The organism is Trichocoleus sp. FACHB-40, from assembly GCF_014695915.1.
GTDB lineage: Bacteria > Cyanobacteriota > Cyanobacteriia > Cyanobacteriales > FACHB-T130 > Funiculus > Funiculus sociatus.
Window position 1 is genome coordinate 35,634 of sequence record NZ_JACJPF010000046.1, and the last position, 18,876, is coordinate 54,509.

17 protein-coding genes are annotated in these 18,876 nt (G+C 46.6%); 7 read left to right on the top strand and 10 right to left on the bottom strand.

Annotated features, from left to right (window positions below):
* Window positions 1-36: 36 nt before the first annotated feature.
* The 4 genes from H6F63_RS08970 to H6F63_RS08985 form a co-directional block, all read right to left on the bottom strand.
* A complete protein-coding gene (locus tag H6F63_RS08970; protein WP_190636671.1) occupies window positions 37-2,493 on the bottom strand; it encodes an HD family phosphohydrolase in 2,457 nt (818 codons plus the stop codon).
* 237 nt (window positions 2,494-2,730) lie between these two features.
* Window positions 2,731-3,624 (bottom strand): ADP-ribosylglycohydrolase family protein, encoded by an 894-nt coding sequence (locus H6F63_RS08975; RefSeq protein ID WP_190636673.1) that lies wholly within the window; start codon window positions 3,622-3,624, stop codon window positions 2,731-2,733.
* A 214-nt stretch (window positions 3,625-3,838) separates the two neighbouring features.
* On the bottom strand, window positions 3,839-4,132 hold the full coding sequence (locus tag H6F63_RS08980; protein WP_190636675.1) for a hypothetical protein: 294 nt from the start codon (window positions 4,130-4,132) through the stop codon (window positions 3,839-3,841).
* 122 nt (window positions 4,133-4,254) lie between these two features.
* The gene (locus tag H6F63_RS08985; protein ID WP_190636677.1) at window positions 4,255-4,521 is read right to left on the bottom strand and encodes a hypothetical protein; all 267 of its coding nucleotides are present in this window, start codon (window positions 4,519-4,521) and stop codon (window positions 4,255-4,257) included.
* A gap of 271 nt (window positions 4,522-4,792) precedes the next feature.
* Between H6F63_RS08985 and H6F63_RS08990 the strand changes: the two genes are divergently transcribed.
* Window positions 4,793-6,151, top strand: coding sequence for a mechanosensitive ion channel family protein (locus tag H6F63_RS08990; protein WP_190636679.1), 1,359 nt, complete (start codon window positions 4,793-4,795; stop codon window positions 6,149-6,151).
* Between the two features lie 108 nt (window positions 6,152-6,259).
* On the opposite strand, the gene aroQ is transcribed toward H6F63_RS08990, so the two are convergent.
* The 5 genes from aroQ to glyA form a co-directional block, all read right to left on the bottom strand.
* On the bottom strand, window positions 6,260-6,721 hold the full coding sequence (gene aroQ / locus H6F63_RS08995; RefSeq protein WP_347269406.1) for a type II 3-dehydroquinate dehydratase: 462 nt from the start codon (window positions 6,719-6,721) through the stop codon (window positions 6,260-6,262).
* 8 nt (window positions 6,722-6,729) lie between these two features.
* Window positions 6,730-6,870 (bottom strand): hypothetical protein, encoded by a 141-nt coding sequence (locus H6F63_RS09000; RefSeq protein ID WP_190636681.1) that lies wholly within the window; start codon window positions 6,868-6,870, stop codon window positions 6,730-6,732.
* 187 nt (window positions 6,871-7,057) lie between these two features.
* Window positions 7,058-8,308 carry a competence/damage-inducible protein A gene (locus H6F63_RS09005; protein WP_190636683.1) on the bottom strand — a complete coding sequence of 417 codons (1,251 nt, stop codon included), beginning with the start codon at window positions 8,306-8,308 and terminating at the stop codon, window positions 7,058-7,060.
* 6 nt (window positions 8,309-8,314) lie between these two features.
* Window positions 8,315-9,373 carry an MraY family glycosyltransferase gene (locus H6F63_RS09010; protein WP_190636685.1) on the bottom strand — a complete coding sequence of 353 codons (1,059 nt, stop codon included), beginning with the start codon at window positions 9,371-9,373 and terminating at the stop codon, window positions 8,315-8,317.
* Window positions 9,374-9,584: 211 nt separating this feature from the next.
* Window positions 9,585-10,868: a serine hydroxymethyltransferase gene (glyA, locus tag H6F63_RS09015; protein ID WP_190636687.1), complete on the bottom strand. Its 1,284-nt coding sequence runs from the start codon at window positions 10,866-10,868 to the stop codon at window positions 9,585-9,587.
* Between the two features lie 324 nt (window positions 10,869-11,192).
* On the opposite strand from glyA, the gene H6F63_RS09020 reads away from it, so the two are divergent.
* On the top strand, window positions 11,193-11,390 hold the full coding sequence (locus H6F63_RS09020; RefSeq protein ID WP_190424194.1) for a hypothetical protein: 198 nt from the start codon (window positions 11,193-11,195) through the stop codon (window positions 11,388-11,390).
* A gap of 136 nt (window positions 11,391-11,526) precedes the next feature.
* A complete protein-coding gene (locus H6F63_RS09025; protein ID WP_190636690.1) occupies window positions 11,527-12,003 on the top strand; it encodes a Tic20 family protein in 477 nt (158 codons plus the stop codon).
* A gap of 25 nt (window positions 12,004-12,028) precedes the next feature.
* Here the strand turns inward: H6F63_RS09025 and H6F63_RS09030 are convergent, their stop codons facing one another.
* Entirely contained in the window at window positions 12,029-12,820 is a 792-nt protein-coding gene (locus H6F63_RS09030) for a fumarylacetoacetate hydrolase family protein (protein WP_190636692.1), read from the bottom strand.
* A 250-nt stretch (window positions 12,821-13,070) separates the two neighbouring features.
* Here H6F63_RS09030 and rpsF point away from each other — a divergent pair, with 250 nt between their 5' ends.
* The 4 genes from rpsF (at window position 13,071) to H6F63_RS09050 (ending at window position 18,872) form a co-directional block, all read left to right on the top strand.
* Window positions 13,071-13,403 (top strand): 30S ribosomal protein S6, encoded by a 333-nt coding sequence (rpsF, locus tag H6F63_RS09035; RefSeq protein WP_190636694.1) that lies wholly within the window; start codon window positions 13,071-13,073, stop codon window positions 13,401-13,403.
* Between the two features lie 198 nt (window positions 13,404-13,601).
* Entirely contained in the window at window positions 13,602-16,295 is a 2,694-nt protein-coding gene (gene clpB, locus H6F63_RS09040) for an ATP-dependent chaperone ClpB (protein WP_190636697.1), read from the top strand.
* Between the two features lie 171 nt (window positions 16,296-16,466).
* Complete coding sequence (locus tag H6F63_RS09045; protein ID WP_190636699.1) at window positions 16,467-17,507, top strand: glycosyltransferase; 1,041 nt, start codon at window positions 16,467-16,469, stop codon at window positions 17,505-17,507.
* 189 nt (window positions 17,508-17,696) lie between these two features.
* Window positions 17,697-18,872, top strand: a complete 1,176-nt coding sequence (locus tag H6F63_RS09050; RefSeq protein ID WP_190636701.1) for a glycosyltransferase — start codon at window positions 17,697-17,699, stop codon at window positions 18,870-18,872.
* Window positions 18,873-18,876 lie beyond the last annotated feature (4 nt).

Below are 18,876 nucleotides of genomic sequence, written 5' to 3' on the forward strand. Positions count from 1 at the left end.
CTAGGAATGAGCCAATAGTCTTAGCTATTAGCTATTTCAAACTGATGCCTGACAACTTTTCTCTGAATTAACTACTAATTTAGGATAAGCAATGCGTTGGTGATTGTACTGTTGCCAGACTTGCACGAAGACTTGGGCAATGCAGGTTAAATCTTCTCGCGTTAGCCCAGAATCTACTAACTGGTTATCTTGCCAACGGGCGCGGAGGATTTTGTTAATCATCGCTAGCGCTTGTTCCGGTGTGGCTTCTTTGAGACTTCGCAACGCCGCTTCGCAGGAATCCGCCAACATCATCACCCCAGTTTCCCGCGACTGGGGAATTGGGCCGTCATAGCGGAAATCCTCCTCCCGCACAACTTTACTGGGGTCTTTTTCGGCGATTTGCTGCGCTTGGTGATAAAAATAGGCAATCAGCATTGTTCCCTGATGCTCCGGGATAAACGCCCGAATCGCTTTTGGTAAACGACACCGCCGCGCCATCACCTCACCTTCGGTAACGTGCTTTTTGATAATTGCTGCACTTTTCCAGGGGTCGTTAATCTCATCGTGCTTATTTGGCCCACCCATCTGATTCTCAATAAATCCTAATGAGTCGTGCATTTTGCCGATATCGTGGTAGAGTGTACCCGCTCTGACGAGTTCCACGTTACAACCGAGTTTCCGGGCTGCCGCTTCTGCCAGCGTAGCCACGAACAGGGTATGTTGAAAGGTTCCGGGAGCTTCAGCAGCTAATCGTTTCAGCAGGGGACGGTTGGGGTTAGCAAGTTCTGCCAGACGAATCGGTGTAACCAGGTCAAAGACGTGTTCAAGATAGGGACTAAGACCAAGGGCTACAATACTCCAAGCTAAACCGGAAAGACCACATAAAGCAGCTTCTTGGAGGACGGTGTACCAAATTGAACCAGCAGCTGCACTGAAGATAAGATTTACCACTAGGTAGACAGTGCTTTGAGTTAATCCTACGCCAACACCTACAAAAGCCAATTCTTCGCGCGATCGCATTCTCCCAGCCAACAGGCTTACTACTATCCCACCCCCAATACCAGCCAGCAAATAATCCCAGCCGATTTTCAGGCTAATTGGTAACACGGCACTCAGCAGCCCCACAACCGTGATGCCCAAGGCCGAACCGTAAAAGCTGCCCACCAGTAACCCAACAGCTGCCAAGTTCGTGTAGCGAACACCCAAACTCACCAGCACTGGCGTACTCAAAGTTAGCAGCAACACCAGCAGGTGATCTCGTTGCCGCATTTTCCGGTGAAATCGGCGTTCCACCAGCCAGAAAGTACCAACAGCACCAGAGATGAGAATCCCAAACCCCAGCACACCAGGCAAACTGATGCCCCGGCGACTCAATTTGAAATAATCTAACAGCACAAAATCTGCTTGAGAAATTACCTCACCAGCTCGGACAATCGCCTCGCCTTTGTGCACCATCACCATTTGCGGCTTTACAGCTTGTGCTGCTTGTTCTGCGAATAATTTCGTTTGTTCTTGATCTTCGGTTAAGTTAGGTCGCAGCGCCCAAAGCAACAACTGGTTGGCTACAGGCTCAGCTTCGATAGGAACCAACGAAGGCAGATGGACTTTCAGCGCCTCCTGTAAGATACTGTCAGGTAAGCCTGGAGGAATGCCTTGGGTAAGAATGCGTTCGGCAGCTTGCAGGATTCCTGTTTGGGTTTTTTGCCAGACATCATTCGATAAGTCAAGCAGGGAAACATCGTAGCGACTTCTGGCTTTGTCTGTTTCTGAGAGCGCAGCTAAAGCCCTGTCGTAGCGATCGCGTGCTTGGGTAATTGTATTAATCAGGATGGAAAACTGTTCCGGGCTAGCCGTCTTATAGTAGGCTCGGAGTTCAACCGCAGCTGGTGCTGTAGAAGCATTTAATTGCTTATCGGCATCAGGCAATGACCCCAACTGAGATTGGTTAACATCCATATCGGTGTTAACTGCTGCCAGCACAGCCCGCCACTCCCATTCCGGACATTTACGGAGGGCAATCTGCGTGGGATATGACAATACATTAGCTGGCACTAAAGGAAAAAACCCGGCAATTTGTCGAAGGTCGTCGGCGGTGCGAAGCGATCGCTCCAGATCCTCGTACACTTGTTGAGTGACATCTTGATTTACCATCAAGATTGGTACAGCACCTGTGCGAGCAGCTTTGCGTTTTTCTTCCGTAGTTTTGAAATCCTCAATGCTGGCATCATAGGGAGCGCGGATGGTTTGAGGAGCTGTCTTACCGACATCCAGCTTCGGAGCATTGTAAAAGCGTTGTCCCATGGTCCCCGTGAGAGACACCACTGCCAGCATCCAAACGAACTTGGGACGGTTTCCTCGCCTACGAAGTGTAGAATCAATACCTAGCCGCAAGCCTCGCGCCGATCCATCTGTTGCTCGACGAGATGAGCGGGATGGAAAAAGATTGCGAATAGGCTGGTTCGTTCGCCGCCATTGATCAAGCTGATGTGTCAATGACTGAAGCGTCTTCATAGTATGGTTATGACTGCCGTTTCAGGCGACAGGCGTGGTGAGAGGGAGCTAACTTTGCTTGGGTTCAAGGCATCTAACAGCAATCTTTACCTCTAGGCGGCACCCGATTGTTGGCTTCTTCCTACCTTACAGAACTCCGATGGGAATGCCTAGCCCCCTGTGGGGAAATAATCTTATCAGATTTGATTTCCTTTTACCAACTATAATCTTGGCATCTATTCTTGGGACTAAAAAAAGTTAACGTGGCTGAATTACGCGCGGAGCTGCCACAGCGCTACTTAGAGACGCAAAATTTTGTGTCTCTACATCTGTAGAAGGATCATAAACACCAGACCAAACGCCAAAGAGGCGGTCGGATAGTTGCAGCAATTGGGCTATTGACGTCATTCCCCAATGCTGTTTACAAGGTAGCCGCCATCCCACAGGAATGCCCGCTGTAGTGTTATACGCTCCAGACATGGCACCGACTAAACCGCAGGTAATCTGGGTTTGGTAGCCGCTACGAGCCGCACGGGCGACACTGAGTCGAAAATCTTCTAAGGTGCTAAGGAAGCAGTAAAAGGCTAAGGCAATTGGGGTACTATTTGGCTGAGCATCCCGACACAGTTGGGTTACAGCCATCTCTAAGCCAGCGCCCTGCTCTAATAATATTTGAACTGCACCCAGTTGTTCCACCAGAGGTGTCTGGGAATTTTCTAGAAAGGCGAGGGTTTTGGGAATTAATGTGGCGGGATTCAACTTTTCTCTGAGAGATTGGGCGATCGCATATCCCACCGCCAACACCGCATCCTGCAATTCTGGCTCGTCTGAAAAAACGCTGGCAACTTGTTGCAAGTTTTGCCGCAGTTTCGCTTTATACTCGTGGGAAAATAACACCACAGTTAACGTCGAAATAATTGCTTCTGTAGAGACGGGATTCATCCCCTCTGGTTCCAATAATTCCCTTTTGAGGCGATACCAATCTTCTAAATCTAATCTAGATTGTTTAATTAAGCTTTCTGCACCCAAAACCGCGATTTTGTCCCAGCCAGAAGAATGCTGCGACTGTTTTTTGCCTTTATAGGCGTAATTTTCCCCAATTGCAGCCCCCAATAAGGTGCCGCGAAATCGACTTAAAAGTGAGTAGCGCATGATTTCTATGGTAGACTACACAGCCGATCCATAAAAGCCTAAAGCTTGCCGCTTACTCATGGAACGCGGCGGCTGGATTTATCTTTTCCCAGCCTTTCCCGCAAATAAGGTATCTAGCGCCCAGTTCTCGCTATCCCAGAAAGTCGGATGGGTGAGGATCTGATGATTCTTAGTCTGGATTCATCTAAGTAGAGAGAAGGCGATCGCATTTTCTCTATAAATTTTCTAGCGTTACTACTTCTCCAGTTTTTAGGTTCCTAAGAAACGGGATTCCCGCCCAAACTTCTATATTAAAGCTGTAAGATGAATTGTAGTCATTTATGATGTAACATCCATTAAAGCCGCGAGTTCTATTTAAAGATATATTCCAGCAAGTAGGATACACGCCCCAATATTCATTAACTTCCCCAAATTTATTTTTATGGGGTTCTAAACTAACTTTATACGGAACCTCAACAATATCTATAAACTCATACTTATATTCGTATTTATTAACTACTTTTTGCACATCTTCCCAAGTTCCAACTTTTAGCTTTTTCTCAAAGATTTGTGAACTTATCCAAGATTCACCTAACCAAAGCAGGTTTTTAGCTATTGACTCAACGCGATTAGCGTCTTGTTTGAGAAACTCTAAATCTTCAGGAAGTAATACCCGATCTGGAATAACATTCCAAACCTCAAAGAAAGTTTCTTATTAAGTAAAATAGTAGATTTTTTGATGCCAGGTATTTCTTCAAAAACTTGAATAGCGCTAATCGGTGCCAAGGAATCTAAATATCTGGCTCTGGTAGCGATTTTTTCAACATCAGGTAATTCTTTATTATGATTTTTAGCTAATTCATATTCTGGAGCTTTAAATAAATCTTCTGGAATAAATCCTTTATTGGCAGTAAGCATATTTTTCATCTTGAAATGTTTCTAGTTAAATTAAACTGCCATAATTGCTTAATGCCTGTAACTTATTACACTTTATTAAAAATAATGGTAAATTAGCCAAAAGCAGAGTTTTTCCATCTATCAAAAGGTGTGGATTTACTGCATGAGCTACACTTAGCTATCAATCAATTACTCAATTTTTAGATGCGATCGCTATAAAACCTGTCTCGCGTCAGAAGTCAGATGCCAACAACTTAATTTATTGTAATGTGGGTTCTCTTTTGGAATTGACATGAAAAACCTTTTTCATCGTTCCACTCGCAATAAAATACATCACTTCCAGATTTTAATCGTCATCACTGGCGTTTTGTTTACAGCAACTCCAGCTGGAACCCAACAGATGCCTACGCCAAAACCTACGCCTGTAAAGGTTTACGGGGAAGAACTTTATTTTGCTGATGTCATAGTCAGAGGATACCCAGTTTTTCAAGTCGGAAGTTTGGCGGGACTCAGCGCTAAGGAGCGATCGCAAATTATCAGTCGGCGTATTGCTAGCGTGCTGGCACAACCGGAAGCTTTGGAGCAAGTCACCGTCAAACCCGATGATCCCAAGAAAATCGCCACCTTACAGGTGAATAACCGCGTTTTGATGACAGTGACTCAACAGGATGCCCGCGACTTCGGTTTGCCTGTAGAAGTGCTTGCCGAGAGGTGGGCGAGGCAATTGAATGGGGCTTTTGAGAAACCGTCTCTAGCCATTGATGTCGGACAGCGCCTATATATTACTGTGCGGGATTTGCTGCGCGACACGATAAGCAAGTTGCCGTCAATTTTAGGGGCGCTGCTGGTGATAGGCATCACTTGGGGATTTGCCAAGGGAATGCGTTACGTCACTTTGAAATGGGCGCAAAAGACAGAAGGCGATCGCAGTGCTGAAATTCTCTTGGGACGAGTGGGATACGGTGGTGTTTGGGTATTTGGCTCAGTAGTTGCTCTGGGTGTCTTAGGACTCAACTTTGGAGCCTTACTAGGAGCGGTGGGACTAACTAGCGTTGCTATCGGTTTTGGTCTTAAAGAAATTTTTAGTAATTACATTTCTGGAATGATTTTACTTGCAGGCAGACCTTTTCGCTTAGGCGATCAGGTCGTGATTAAGGAATTCGAGGGAACCATCACCCAAATTCAACTGAGGGCTACAACCCTTAATACCTATGACGGGCGAAAGGTTTATATTCCTAATCAAGAGGTTTTTCAAGCGAGTATTACTAATAACACTGCTTACTCCTATCGGCGCAGTTCGGTAACGGTGGGCATTACTTATAAGGCAGATATCAATACGGCTACGCAAGTCATAACCGATGCTGTTGTCCAAGTTGAAGGGGTGCAGTCGAACCCGCCGCCAGAAGTCTTGGTTCGAGAACTAGCTGCTGGCAGTGTGGGTATGGAAATACGCTTTTGGGTAAATTCCCGACGGTTAGAGTTTCTCAAGACTACTTCTAGCGCCAATCAGGCAATTAAGGAGGCGTTGCACAAGGCTGGAATTGAGATTCCAACGGAAATTTATACGGTGCTGGTTCGCAATCCCCAAAATGACGCTGCTGGCGATCGCGATTCTCAGCGGTTATTTCCTAATGGCAACCCGATGCGATAAATCTCATCTGTAGCTCAGATATCTTGCCTGCAAAAATAAGGACAAGGCTGTGCCGTGTCCTTATACAATGGAAAATCAAAAAATAATAAAGTTTTAGACTTTTAATTTTTAATTTTCTTTCAGATAGTGAATCAACGCCTGTAGTCCAAGCAGATAACTTTGTGAACCAAAGCCGCTGATTTGCCCAATTGCCACTGGTGCAATATAGGAATGATGCCGGAAAGCTTCACGGCGATAAATGTTACTCAGATGCACTTCAACTGTGGGAAGGTTCACAGCTGCGATCGCATCTCGTATGGCTACGCTTGTATGAGTATACGCCCCTGCGTTAATCAAAATGCCTTGGTGCTGCCCCAGAGCGTTCTGGATGGCATCAACTAAGACACCTTCGTGATTCGACTGGATGATAGAAAGTTTCGCCTGTAGCGTTTGCCCTTCTTGCTCTAACAGGTGGTTAATTTCATCCAACGTTAAAGATCCATAAATCCCTGGTTCTCGCAGCCCCAGCAGGTTCAGGTTTGGCCCGTGCAGTACCAAAACACTTACAGCGCCCAAAGTTTTATGAGTCACGTATTACACTAACGTCTTTGGCGCGATCGCTCGTTTACGGGTATTGGAATTGGTTCCGGTTCCGGCTCAGCCTCCGGCCCTAGCAGCGTTTCGATGAGCTTCCGCGCCCATTCTTTAAGCTTTTCCAACACGGTTTCTATGTAGTCCATTGTACTGACGGCTCCTGCAATACAACCAGGATAAATAGTTTACAACTGGGCAAAATTGACAGTTCTTAAATCCTATTGTACTAATAAGATTTATTATTTTAACCCTAGCACATTAGGAAATAGCATCTCTCTCCCACCATAGAAGAGTGTTTTAGTATCCTCTATCAGTCTTTTGACTGATAGAGGCTCAGCGGGTCAGCAATTTTCGCCGCAGCAAGTCAAGGGCATTACAAGCGCTGGCGTAGCGAATTGAGTCACGTTCTCGAGTTTGACCCAACTGGTACTTAAAACTTGACCCAATGTGATTTGGCCCTGCTAATCCAATGTAGACAAGGCCAACTGGCTTAGCATCCGTACCTCCACCGGGTCCTGCAATACCAGTTATACTAAGCCCCCAGGTAGTGGAGAGACGCGATCGCACCCCAACCGCCATCGCTGTTGCAACTACATCGCTTACCGCACCGAATTGGGATAAATCTTCTGGATTGACACCCAAAACGGAAATTTTCACCGAGTTGTCGTAAGAAATGACACCGCCCAGAAAGTAACTAGAACTTCCGGCGATAGACGTGATCATCTGCCCCAAGCCTCCTCCAGTGCAAGATTCCGCAACTGAAAGCGTCTCACCCTCTGCTTGCAACAACTGCCCCACCACAGAGGCAAGAGTGTCAGTGTCGCTGCCATAATAATCCAGCCCTGCAATCTGGTGCAATTGCTGCGCCACAGGCTCAATTAATCCCAGCGCTTGGGAGTCCGATTCCGCCCTCGCGGAAATCCTCAAGCGTACCTCTCCAAACTCAGCATAAGGAGCAACCGTGGGATTGGGCAAATTGAGAAAAGGGGCAACTTTTTCAGCCAAAGCCGACTCAGCAATTCCCCAAAATCTTAACATCCGGCTTTTGATAATTTCTTTGCCCCAGCCTTGACTTTTGAGATAGGGTACAGCGGTTTCTTGCCACATCCGCTGCATTTCGCTGGGGACACCAGGGAAAGTGAGAATCGTCAATCCTGGGCGCGGTTGCCAGATAATGCCAGGGGCTGTACCGCCTGGATTGGGTAAAATTGAGGCACCGTTTGGCATCAGGGCTTGTTTGCGGTTGCTGGGTGTCATTTGCCGCCCCCGCTGGGCATATTTCCGAGCAATATCTTCGATAATTTCCGGGTTTTCCAGCAAGGGAACGCCAAAAAAATCAGCGATCGCTTCCGTTGTCAGGTCATCCGGAGTCGGGCCAAGCCCACCAGTAAAAATTAAGATTTGCGATCTTTGCAGGGCAATTTCTATGACCTGCTTGAGACGTTCTGGATTATCTCCCACCACCGTTTGATAATAGTGGGGGATTCCCAGAGATGCTAATTGCTGCGCCAAAAAATAAGCATTGCTGTTGAGGATATCGCCTAGTAGCAGTTCGGTACCAACACAAATAATTTCAGCACTCATAACTTTTTACTCTTCGCCTCTGACACGGGAGGATCGCCAAACTTGCCAACTGGTATAACCCAGCAGCAAAGTTGCGCCAAAAGCATAAGCTAGTCCGCTGGGTACCTTAGCCAGAGCCAGCGCCAGACTTCCCACCCACAGAGTTAAAGCGTAGATAAACAAAACTATCAAGCGTTGTGGCAGACCAGCTTGCAGTAACCGATGATGTAGATGGAATTTATCGCCAATGAAAGGGGAACTGCCGCGTAACAGCCGTTGCACAATCACGGCTGACATATCCACAATCGGCACAGCTAAAATTAAGTAGGGCAATAGCACAGCGGTGACAGCGGTGCTTTTCACCAAGCCAATCACCCCGACACCAGCCAAAGTAAAGCCCATAAAATAGGCTCCCCCATCTCCCATAAAAATCTGGGCGGGGTTGAAATTATATCGCAGAAATCCTAGTGCGCCGCCAGCAAGCGCTGCCGCAATTAGGGCTGCTGCTGGTTGGTTCATAAACAAACTTACAATTAGCATCACCACGGCACCGATACCAGAAACGCCAGCAGCTAGACCGTCTAAACCATCGATCCAGTTGATAGCATTGGTCATACCTACCAGCCAAATGACTGTGATCGGCCAGCTGATGGTGTCTGGCAAAGTTACAAGCCCAGCGAAGGGAACTGTGAGAAAGTCAATTTGGACACCGAAGTGCCACGCCCAGCTAGCAATGATTATTTGCATAAACAGCCGCGTGAAGGGCGAGAGACTGAACAAGTCATCGGCTAACCCAATCAGGAAAAAGCCTAGACCACCAACCGTGACTCCCCAAATCTCGGAGGATTTATCTGCGCTGAGAGTGCCAAATCCCCCGGTTCCCCAAACAATCAGCAGGGCGATTATGGTACCTGCAAAGATAGAGATACCTCCCACTCGCACTATCGGGTGCTTGTGGACTTTGCGTTCACCGGGTAAATCAACCAATCCCTTTTGCAAGCCAATTTTGTTGACAACGGGTGTCGTCCAGAGGACAACAAAGGCAGAGACGAGAAAGGCAACCAGATGGTATAGCTGGGGAGGCATCTGAAATTTAGTAGGGTGCGAGACATCACAAAGGATAATTCAAAAAAGCTGTTAGCTGTTAACTAATCGCTATTGATCTTTCATCCTTTAAAAAAGGCGTCAGGCAGAGTCTACTACATTTGGGACGGTAAACGTCAGTAGTTAGTCGTCATTTGTCGGTTGTCAGCGGTCAGTTGTCCGTTGCTACTGACCGCTGACAAATGGCTGGTAACTAAGCTAGGGCTGGAACGGGAATTGTTAGATGGGGGTATAGGGGGAAGACTTCGCATAATGCCCCAACTCGACGGCGACAAGCAGCCGCTACTGCTTCGTCTTCTGGATTCAGCAACCGTTCGGCAATAATATCGCCAATTTCGGTAAATTCCGCTGTTCCCATACCGCGAGTTGTCATTGCGGGCGTTCCTAGCCGCAAGCCACTCGTTACAAAAGGCGACTCTGGATCGAAGGGAACGGTATTTTTGTTGGCGGTAATATTTACGCCACTCACCAGATGATCGGCTTGCTTCCCAGTCATACCGATGGAACGCAAATCTACTAGCATCAGGTGATTGTCAGTGCCGCCAGAAACAATCTTAAAGCCGCGTTTTTGCAACTGGGCGGCTAAGGCACGGGCATTTTCAATCACTTGCCCTGAATACGTTTTAAAGGCTGGTGTCAGTGCTTCCCCGAAAGCAACTGCCTTAGCAGCAATAACGTGTTCCAAAGGCCCGCCTTGTGTGCCGGGGAAGACGGCTTTATCTAGCTGCTTACCCAATTCCGGGTCATTGGTCATAATTAAACCACCTCTGGGACCGCGCAGGGTCTTGTGAGTGGTCGTGGTGACGACGTGACAGTGGGGGAGGGGGTTGGGGTGATGCCCGGTGGCGACTAACCCGGCAATGTGGGCAATATCGGCTAACAGGTATGCCCCAATTTCGTCTGCGATCGCGCGGAATTTCTCAAACTCTATCACTCGCGGATAAGCTGAGTAACCGCAAATTAGTAGCTTAGGACGATGTTGCAGCGCCAAATCCCGAATTTGGTCATAGTCTAGCTGCTCTGTTTCCTTACTGACACCGTAGTGACAAACTTTGAACCACTTTCCCGATACATTCACTGGCGAACCGTGGGTTAAGTGTCCCCCGTGGGACAAATCCATTCCCATAATCGTGTCTCCAGGCTGCAACAGCGACAGGAAAACGGCAAAATTCGCCTGCGCCCCGGAATGGGGTTGTACGTTGGCATGAGCCGCCCCAAATAGTTGTTTAATGCGGTCAATTGCCAGTTGCTCAATTTTATCTACAAATTCGCAGCCGCCGTAATAACGCTTTCCAGGCAAGCCTTCGGCGTACTTATTCGTCAGGACGGAACCTTGTGCTGCCAGAACCGCTGCTGAGGCAAAGTTTTCACTGGCAATCAGTTCCAGGTGGTCGCGTTGACGCTGGAGTTCCTGCCCAATAAACTCGGCAACGACGGGATCGGTTTGGGCGAGAAAGTCTAAGTTAGTTTTTGTCACGGAGTAAACCCCTAGAGATACTGTTAGCGATCGCTTCCTACTTTAGTTCGGATGCTTTCTTTTCTGGCTTGCGCCTGTATTTTCCTGAGTCTTTTATTTTAATGCTGTTGGAGTCGCGTCCGTCCTGACCTTTCTGTTAACACTCTATCAGTGATTCTACGGAGTTCCGTCTCTCCTAAAAATACCTTGCCTGACAACAGACATATTAAAACTTCAAGACTATAAGGGTTAAAGACATTAAGGTGTATGTTAATTTACCATATATTCCCGAAAACCTGGCTTAAAATTGAGGAAAGCGGATAAGCCTCTTAAGGGAGGTGTCAAATGTTAGTCATTCTTACGGATGAACAAATTCTCTCTCCCAAGCAAGTTTGTCAGAACTGTTTACTAGCAGACTCTAGCGGTCAACCCCGCTGGCGCAAAGGACAACTCGGCTGTGGTCAATCGATTCACAAGCTGACGGAAAATCAACCGGAGCAATACGAGTGTCTCATGGGCTTCCGGATTGCCAATATTAAATGAGCGCGATCGCTACCCCGGAACCATCTGGGGGAAAGATCCGCCTCAAGCAGCCCCAACATGGTTGACCTGCTGCTGTGCGTTATCCTGAACTTAGTAAGAACTAGCGATTAATAACATTACAACAGGAGAACGCACGATGGCTTGGCGTGGTTCAACAACAACCAAAGACCGGATTTTTTCTTGCCTTCCTTATATACTGCCTTTACTTTCGGCGTATCCTTTTAGTCTGTTTCTGGTTAGACAGTTTCCTGTATTTGGCCTTATTTACACGCCGCTGTCACCTTTTTTAGCAATTTACAATATACCTTTTGCCAGCTTAATAATTTTCTTTGCCTTGTTCTTAGGAGTAGTTAGAAACGAAAACATTAACCATTTTATTCGTTTCAACACCATGCAGGCAATACTTTTAGATATCCTGCTGTTTCTGTGCAGTATGCTTTTGCAGATTTTAGTTCCAGCGCTAGGCGGCGCAAACTTAATCACACAAACGCTGTTCAATGTAGTCTTTTTAGGAACGCTGGTAGCCTGCGGCTATTCAGTTGTCCAGTCAATACTGGGACGTTACGGAGAAATACCCGCCATTTCCGAGGCAGCTTACACCCAATTGCGCTAGTTATAAACCGCAGGCATTTCTTTGTTTAGGGTGCTGTCGGTGCAGGGCGTACCACAACGGTATTTTCCATCTGACCGATACCCTCAATTTCGATGCGGACGCGATCGCCCACTTGCATCGGTCCCACTCCCTGCGGTGTTCCGGTAAGCACCACGTCCCCAGGCAGCAGTGTCATCACCCCAGAGATGTAAGACACCAGAAAATCTGGCGAAAACACCATCTGATTAATTAAGGCAGACTGCACTGGCTGTTTATTGTCATTAAGAAAAGTTTGCAACCGAGCAGCAGGACTTAATTCGCGGACAATCCACGGGCCGAGTGGGCAAAAGGTATTAAACCCTTTTGCCCGCGTCCACTGACCATCTGATTTTTGCAGATCGCGGGCAGTAACATCATTGGCAATAGTGTAGCCCCAGATTTTTTCTTGGGCCTCTTCTGGCGTACAATCGCAAGCGCGATCGCCAATCACTAAAGCTAACTCGCCCTCATAGTCCACCTGCTGCGATTGCGGCGGATAATGAATTTCTGTACCCACTGCGGTGACAGAAGTCGGCGGTTTGAGAAATAGCAGCGGCTCTTTTGGCACTTGGGTTCCCATTTCCGCCGCATGGTTAGCATAATTCTTGCCCACGGCAATAATTTTAGACGGCGCACAAGGAGCCAAAATTTGGTAAGTGTCTGGTTCTAACTGCAAATCTGTAGGTTGCCCATGCAACCAGGGAGGCGCATCAAGCACCTGAACACTTCGGCTCAGTTGCAGTAAACCGTAGTAAGTCTGTCCTTTTTCAGTGCGAACTCGGACGTAGCGCTGCGCCATATGGTTGAGTAATGTTTGATTATGCTTTAAGAGTGTGCTTCAAATGTCACAGATGCAAATTTAGCCTGGTTAATTTGTAGAATTTGTGAACTGGTAGTAAGATTTTAAGTCCTTGCTTCTTCATGTTGTTAGGCGTTAGGGAAGAGTTATGAGGGTAGAAAACCACTAGGCGAGGAATCACTACCTAGTCACCTCCTCCCTAGTTCCTAGCCCCCCAAGAAGCCTCATTGTCCATAAGGAGATTACCAAAATGCAGATCGTTTACGAAACTATGTACATCCTCCGTCCCGACTTAGGAGAGGAACCAACCAACCTAGCGATCGCCAAATACCAGAACATCCTCACCGAAAATGGAGCTGAGGAGATTGAAACTCAGCATCGCGGCAGGCGGCGTTTGGCTCAGGAAATTGGCAAGCAGCGGGAAGGTGTATACGTCCAGATGAACTATAAGTGCAATGGCAGCCAGATTGCGCTTCTAGAACGGGCAATGCGTCTTTCCGAGGACGTGATCCGTTACCTGACCGTCAAGCAGGAAGTCCGCGAGGCGAAGCCGGAAGCTGAACCTGTTGAGCAAGAGGCGTAAGCTAAACCCCGACTTTACTCGTCGGCGCTACACAAACAAAGACCGCCAAAGCGGTCTATAAGCTGGCTACGGCTTTGTTTGTGTAGCGCCATAAAATTCTCTGGCGCACTTTAGTTAATAACTAATGGCCAATGACCAATAACAGATTGTTATACTAGCGTGTGGGACACGCTATTTGACTGAGATATATTTTATAAAATGCAGCCTACTGACTCTACCAAGTTTACTGAAAAAGCCTGGGAAGGCATCGTCAAATCCCAAGATGTGGCGCGTCGCTTCAAAAATCAGCAGCTAGAGGTAGAGCATTTAACCATTGCCCTGATAGAACAAGACGGGTTGGCGAGTCGGGTTTTGAGTCGAGCAGCGGTAGACACCACAGCATTAAAAGCGCAACTGGAAGCCTTCAGCCAGCGCCAGCCAAAAGTCACCGTAATTGACCAGTTGTACCTGGGCAGAGCCTTAGATGTCATGCTAGACAAGGCTGACGCAGCAAAAAGTGCCTTACAAGATGAATTTATTGCCATAGAGCATATATTGCTTGGTTTTGCGGAAGATGACCGCGTCGGGCGGCGCTTGCTTAAAAGCTTCAACGTTGACAGACAGAAACTAGAAGCGGTAATCAAGGATGTCCGGGGCGCTCAGAAAGTACAAGACCAAAATCCAGAGGCACGCTATGAGGCGTTGGCAAAATACGGACAAGACTTGACAGAAAAGGCAAAATCTGGTCAGCTCGACCCTGTAATTGGGAGAGACGAGGAAATTCGTCGGGTGGTGCAGGTGCTATCTCGGCGGAGTAAGAATAATCCGGTGTTGATTGGGGAACCGGGCGTAGGGAAGACAGCGATCGCAGAAGGTCTGGCGCAGCGGATTGTTAACGGGGATGTTCCGGAATCTCTGAAAAAGCGCCAGTTGATCGCCTTGGATATGGGTAGTCTGATTGCGGGTGCCAAATATCGGGGAGAATTTGAAGACAGGCTGCGGGCGGTATTGCGCGAAGTTACCTCTTCTGACGGTCAAATTGTCCTGTTCATTGACGAGTTACATACCGTCGTCGGCGCTGGTGCCACTCAAGGCGCGATGGATGCGAGTAATTTACTCAAACCAATGTTGGCGCGGGGGGAATTGCGCTGTATAGGGGCGAGTACGCTGGATGAGTATCGTAAGCATATCGAGAAAGATGCGGCGCTAGAACGTCGATTTCAGCAGGTTTATGTAAATCAGCCTTCAGTAGAAGATACGATTTCGATTTTGCGGGGATTGAAAGAACGCTACGAAGTTCATCACGGCGTGAAGATTACGGATTCCGCTTTAGTGGCTGCTGCTACTTTGAGCGATCGCTACATCACAGAACGGTTTTTGCCAGATAAGGCGATAGACTTGGTGGACGAGGCAGCAGCTAAGCTGAAAATGGAGATTACCTCCAAGCCAGTAGAATTAGAAGCGATTGACCGCCGACTGATGCAGCTAGAGATGGAAAAGCTATCTTTGCAAGGGGAAGGTCAACGGCTGGGTTTAACTGTTGTCGGTGCTTTCCGTTCTTCCCAAGAGCGTTTGGAGCGGATTGAGCAAGAAATTGAGTCTTTGAGTGAAAAACAACGTCAACTAAGCTCTCAGTGGCAATCTGAAAAGCAACTGTTGGAAGAAATTAATGCTGTCAAGGAGGAGGAGGATCACCTGCGGGTGCAGATAGAGCAGGCGGAACGCGCCTATGACTTGAACAAGGCGGCCCAGCTTAAGTATGGGCGGTTGGAGGTGTTAGGACGCGACAAGGAAGCCAAAGAAGCCCAGCTCTTGGAAATGCAATCTCGCGGTTCGGCTTTATTGCGCGAAGAAGTACGCGAGGGAGACATCGCAGAAATCGTCGCTAAGTGGACTGGCATCCCCGTGAACCGACTTTTAGAGTCGGAACGTCAAAAGTTGCTACATTTGGAATCGCACTTGCACGAGCGCGTTATCGGTCAATCAGAAGCGGTTTCGGCTGTGGCGGCGGCAATTCGTCGCGCCCGTGCGGGGATGAAAGATCCCGGTCGTCCGATTGGTTCGTTCCTGTTCATGGGGCCAACTGGTGTGGGCAAAACTGAGTTAGCGCGTGCCTTAGCTCAGTTTCTGTTTGACAGCGATGATGCCCTGGTGCGGATTGATATGTCCGAGTACATGGAGAAACACGCCGTCTCGCGCCTTGTAGGTGCGCCTCCAGGGTATGTAGGCTACGAGGAGGGGGGGCAACTTTCAGAGGCAATTCGTCGTCGTCCCTACTCGGTGGTGTTGCTGGATGAGGTGGAAAAGGCGCACCGGGATGTTTTCAACATTTTGCTACAGGTGCTGGATGATGGTAGGATAACGGATTCCCAAGGTCGGACGGTAGACTTTCGGAATACGGTAATTGTGATGACCAGCAACATTGGCAGCGAGCATATTCTGGATGTAGCTGGGAATGATGCACAATATGAGTTGATGCGGAAGAAGGTGACAGATGCGCTGCGATCGCATTTCCGTCCGGAATTCCTTAACCGGGTGGACGACATAATTCTCTTCCACACGCTCAACCGCAAAGAACTGCGACAAATTGTGGGAATTCAAATTAAGCAGATTGAGCGCATGCTGGCGGATCAGAAAATTACTATACAACTGTCGTCAGCAGCCCAAGACCATATAGCGGAGGCTGGTTACGATCCAGTTTATGGTGCGCGTCCCCTGAAACGGGCGATTCAGAGAGAATTGCAGAATACTCTAGCAACCGCCCTTCTAGAAAACACTTTTGTCAGCGGTGACACCATCGTAGTTGATTGCGTAGATGATGCCCTCACCTTCAGGAAAAAACAACCGCTCAAGATTTCCGAATCTATTGTAGAGACGAGTCTTCCAGTCTCTCCTACAAAAGTCATTCCATAAACTTCCACTGCTTACATCCATCGCGTTCCCAGTCTCAGCCTGGGAACGTATTCCGAAGGCGACCGCCTCCGATTTATTTCTAAACCTACAGTGCATCTACGTATAAAATTATCTCGTGCTATTTTGATGTAAATACAACATCCAAAAACTTAGGCGAAAGTAACATCAAACATGAAAGTCATTGCTTGGCCTGCGTTCAAAACCAGATACAAAAACCCTTATAACTGGTTGTTGTATTCCCAGATGGGCCAACAAGGGGTGACAGTTGAAGAATTTTCGCCCCTCAAATTGTTACGCCAACACTACGATATTTTTCATCTACACTGGGCAGCCGAAACGATAGTACGCCATCCCAACCCAACGTTAGCTTTTATAAGAGCAAAAGCGATGCTTGCTCTTATAGACAGAGTGCGGCACAAAGGGACGCGCATCATCTGGACTTTTCACGACAAAATCCCCCACATCGTTTTGCATCCCCAGATAGCGGATTGGTTTCAGTCAGAATTCGTATCTCGTGTAGACGCATATATTAGTATGTGCGAGGCAGGAAAAACTCTAGCTGAAGAAACTTTCCCTTCCCTTAAACAACGCTTAAACTCGGTCGTACCCCACGGACATTATCGTGGAGAATATCCAAATCAAGTTGATAAAATCAGTGCTAGAAAAACCTTAGATATACCAGAAAAAGCTAGAACCATAGTTTTTCTAGGACATATATCCCCCTATAAAAATGTTCCCCACTTAATCCGCACATTTTGTGAGTTAGATGATGTTGATTTAGTTTTAGTGGTAGCAGGTACTCCCGATTTACCAGAACTTAAAACAGAAGTATTTGAGGCAGCAGATGGTGATTTTCGCGTCAGATTATCCATGCAATATGTGCCGCCAGAAAACGTGCAGTTTTATCTCAAATCAGCAGATTTAGTAGTCTTGCCATTTCAAGAAATTTTAAACTCCGGCAGCGCAATACTTGCTCTTTCCTTCGATTGCCCAATATTAGTACCGCACAAGGGTGCGCTGGGTGAACTACAGGCATTAGTAGGAGAAGCGTGGGTTAAAACCTACTCAGATGAGCTAACCTCAGATATCCTCCGCGAAGGACTAGATTGGGCGGTGCATACTCCACGCCCAGAGCAGGCTCCCTTAGAGATGCTAGACTGGTCTGTATTAAGCGAAAAAACAGTACAGCTCTACCGTGCAGTTTGTCAGTAGTAGAAAGCAATATATTAATCCTAATTCATTTATGAAACTCTCTCTTTTCTCTTCCTCTGCGCCCTCTGCGGTTCGTTAAAAATGTAGAGACGTTTCATACGTCTCTAAAAACTAGATAGAATCGCTATAACTAGCCAAAACTATTTCATTTTAGTAAATTATTCTTTTTTGGTGCCTGTGTAATTCGTTATGAAAATAGCCTTCGCTACCCACTACGATATTTTAAATAGGCATACTTGGCACCGAAAAATGATCGGTCATTGTGGGACTAATTACTACAAAGCCATTGCCCTTGCTAGGCAGTGCGAATCATTGGAATATATCGGGCCTTTAAAAGAAAATTACTCACCTATATATAAATATATATCCAAAACAAAAAATCGCTGGCATAAGCATTTTACTAAGCAGGTTTATCAACCTTGGGCAGAAAAATTTGTTAACAAAAGCTACGCTTCCCAAATTCATCAAAAAGTATTAGATATAAATCCCCACATTGTTTTATGCCCGGATATTAATTTAGCTTCTTACTTGGAATGCAAGCAACCAGTGATTGTATGGACAGACGCTTCTTATGCTGGATTAATCAACTTTTACCCTGAGTTTAGCAACCTCTGTAACGAGACGACTGAGCAATTAACTGCAATGGATAAACTTACCTATGATAAATGCAGTTATGCTATATTTTCGTCTGACTGGGCTGCACAAAAGGTAATTGATTTTTATCAAGTTGACCCTTCTAAAGTAAAAGTTATTCCTTCCGGTGCTAACGTTGAGTGTAACAGAACCTTGGAAGACATCAAAGAGATTGTGGATGCCAGACCGTCAAACCAATGTAAGTTACTCTTTTTAGGTGTAGATTGGTATAGGAAAGGTGGCGACATAGCCCTGGAAGTAGCAAGCAAGTTACAAAAGACAGGGCTAAATGTTGAATTAACAATAGTTGGGTGCCAGCCTTTCCAGAACGATTCATGCCCTGATTTTGTTGTTAATCCTGGTTTTATTAATAAATCTACAGAAGAAGGATTAAAGAAAATAAATAAATTGATAGCTGAATCTCACTTCATAATAGTGCCTTCAAGAGCAGAAGCTTATGGCAATGTTTTTTGTGAAGCAAATTCTTTTGGCGTTCCTTGTATATCTACAAATAGCGGCGGTATACCGACAATTATTAAAGATAATTTAAATGGAAAAGTTTATTCAATAAATGCAATTATTACAGAAGCTTGTAGCTATATCTATAGTGTGTTCTCTAACTACTACAATTATAAAGAACTCGCATTATCTTCATTTAATGAATATCAAACTCGTCTAAATTGGGCAGTTGCTACTCAAACAGCTAAAACTTTATTTATGAATTTAATATAAGGAG

Bases quoted from the DNA above. Each gene is read 5' to 3' on its own strand.
- H6F63_RS08970 (WP_190636671.1), bottom strand. From the start codon at position 2,493: ATGAAGACGCTTCAGTCATTGACACATCAGCTTGATCAATGGCGGCGA.
- H6F63_RS08975 (WP_190636673.1), bottom strand. From the start codon at position 3,624: ATGCGCTACTCACTTTTAAGTCGATTTCGCGGCACCTTATTGGGGGCT.
- H6F63_RS08985 (WP_190636677.1), bottom strand. From the start codon at position 4,521: ATGCTTACTGCCAATAAAGGATTTATTCCAGAAGATTTATTTAAAGCT.
- H6F63_RS08990 (WP_190636679.1), top strand. From the start codon at position 4,793: ATGAAAAACCTTTTTCATCGTTCCACTCGCAATAAAATACATCACTTC.
- H6F63_RS09000 (WP_190636681.1), bottom strand. From the start codon at position 6,870: ATGGACTACATAGAAACCGTGTTGGAAAAGCTTAAAGAATGGGCGCGG.
- H6F63_RS09005 (WP_190636683.1), bottom strand. From the start codon at position 8,308: ATGAGTGCTGAAATTATTTGTGTTGGTACCGAACTGCTACTAGGCGAT.
- H6F63_RS09010 (WP_190636685.1), bottom strand. From the start codon at position 9,373: ATGCCTCCCCAGCTATACCATCTGGTTGCCTTTCTCGTCTCTGCCTTT.
- H6F63_RS09020 (WP_190424194.1), top strand. From the start codon at position 11,193: ATGTTAGTCATTCTTACGGATGAACAAATTCTCTCTCCCAAGCAAGTT.
- H6F63_RS09025 (WP_190636690.1), top strand. From the start codon at position 11,527: ATGGCTTGGCGTGGTTCAACAACAACCAAAGACCGGATTTTTTCTTGC.
- H6F63_RS09030 (WP_190636692.1), bottom strand. From the start codon at position 12,820: ATGGCGCAGCGCTACGTCCGAGTTCGCACTGAAAAAGGACAGACTTAC.
- rpsF (WP_190636694.1), top strand. From the start codon at position 13,071: ATGCAGATCGTTTACGAAACTATGTACATCCTCCGTCCCGACTTAGGA.
- clpB (WP_190636697.1), top strand. From the start codon at position 13,602: ATGCAGCCTACTGACTCTACCAAGTTTACTGAAAAAGCCTGGGAAGGC.
- H6F63_RS09045 (WP_190636699.1), top strand. From the start codon at position 16,467: ATGAAAGTCATTGCTTGGCCTGCGTTCAAAACCAGATACAAAAACCCT.
- H6F63_RS09050 (WP_190636701.1), top strand. From the start codon at position 17,697: ATGAAAATAGCCTTCGCTACCCACTACGATATTTTAAATAGGCATACT.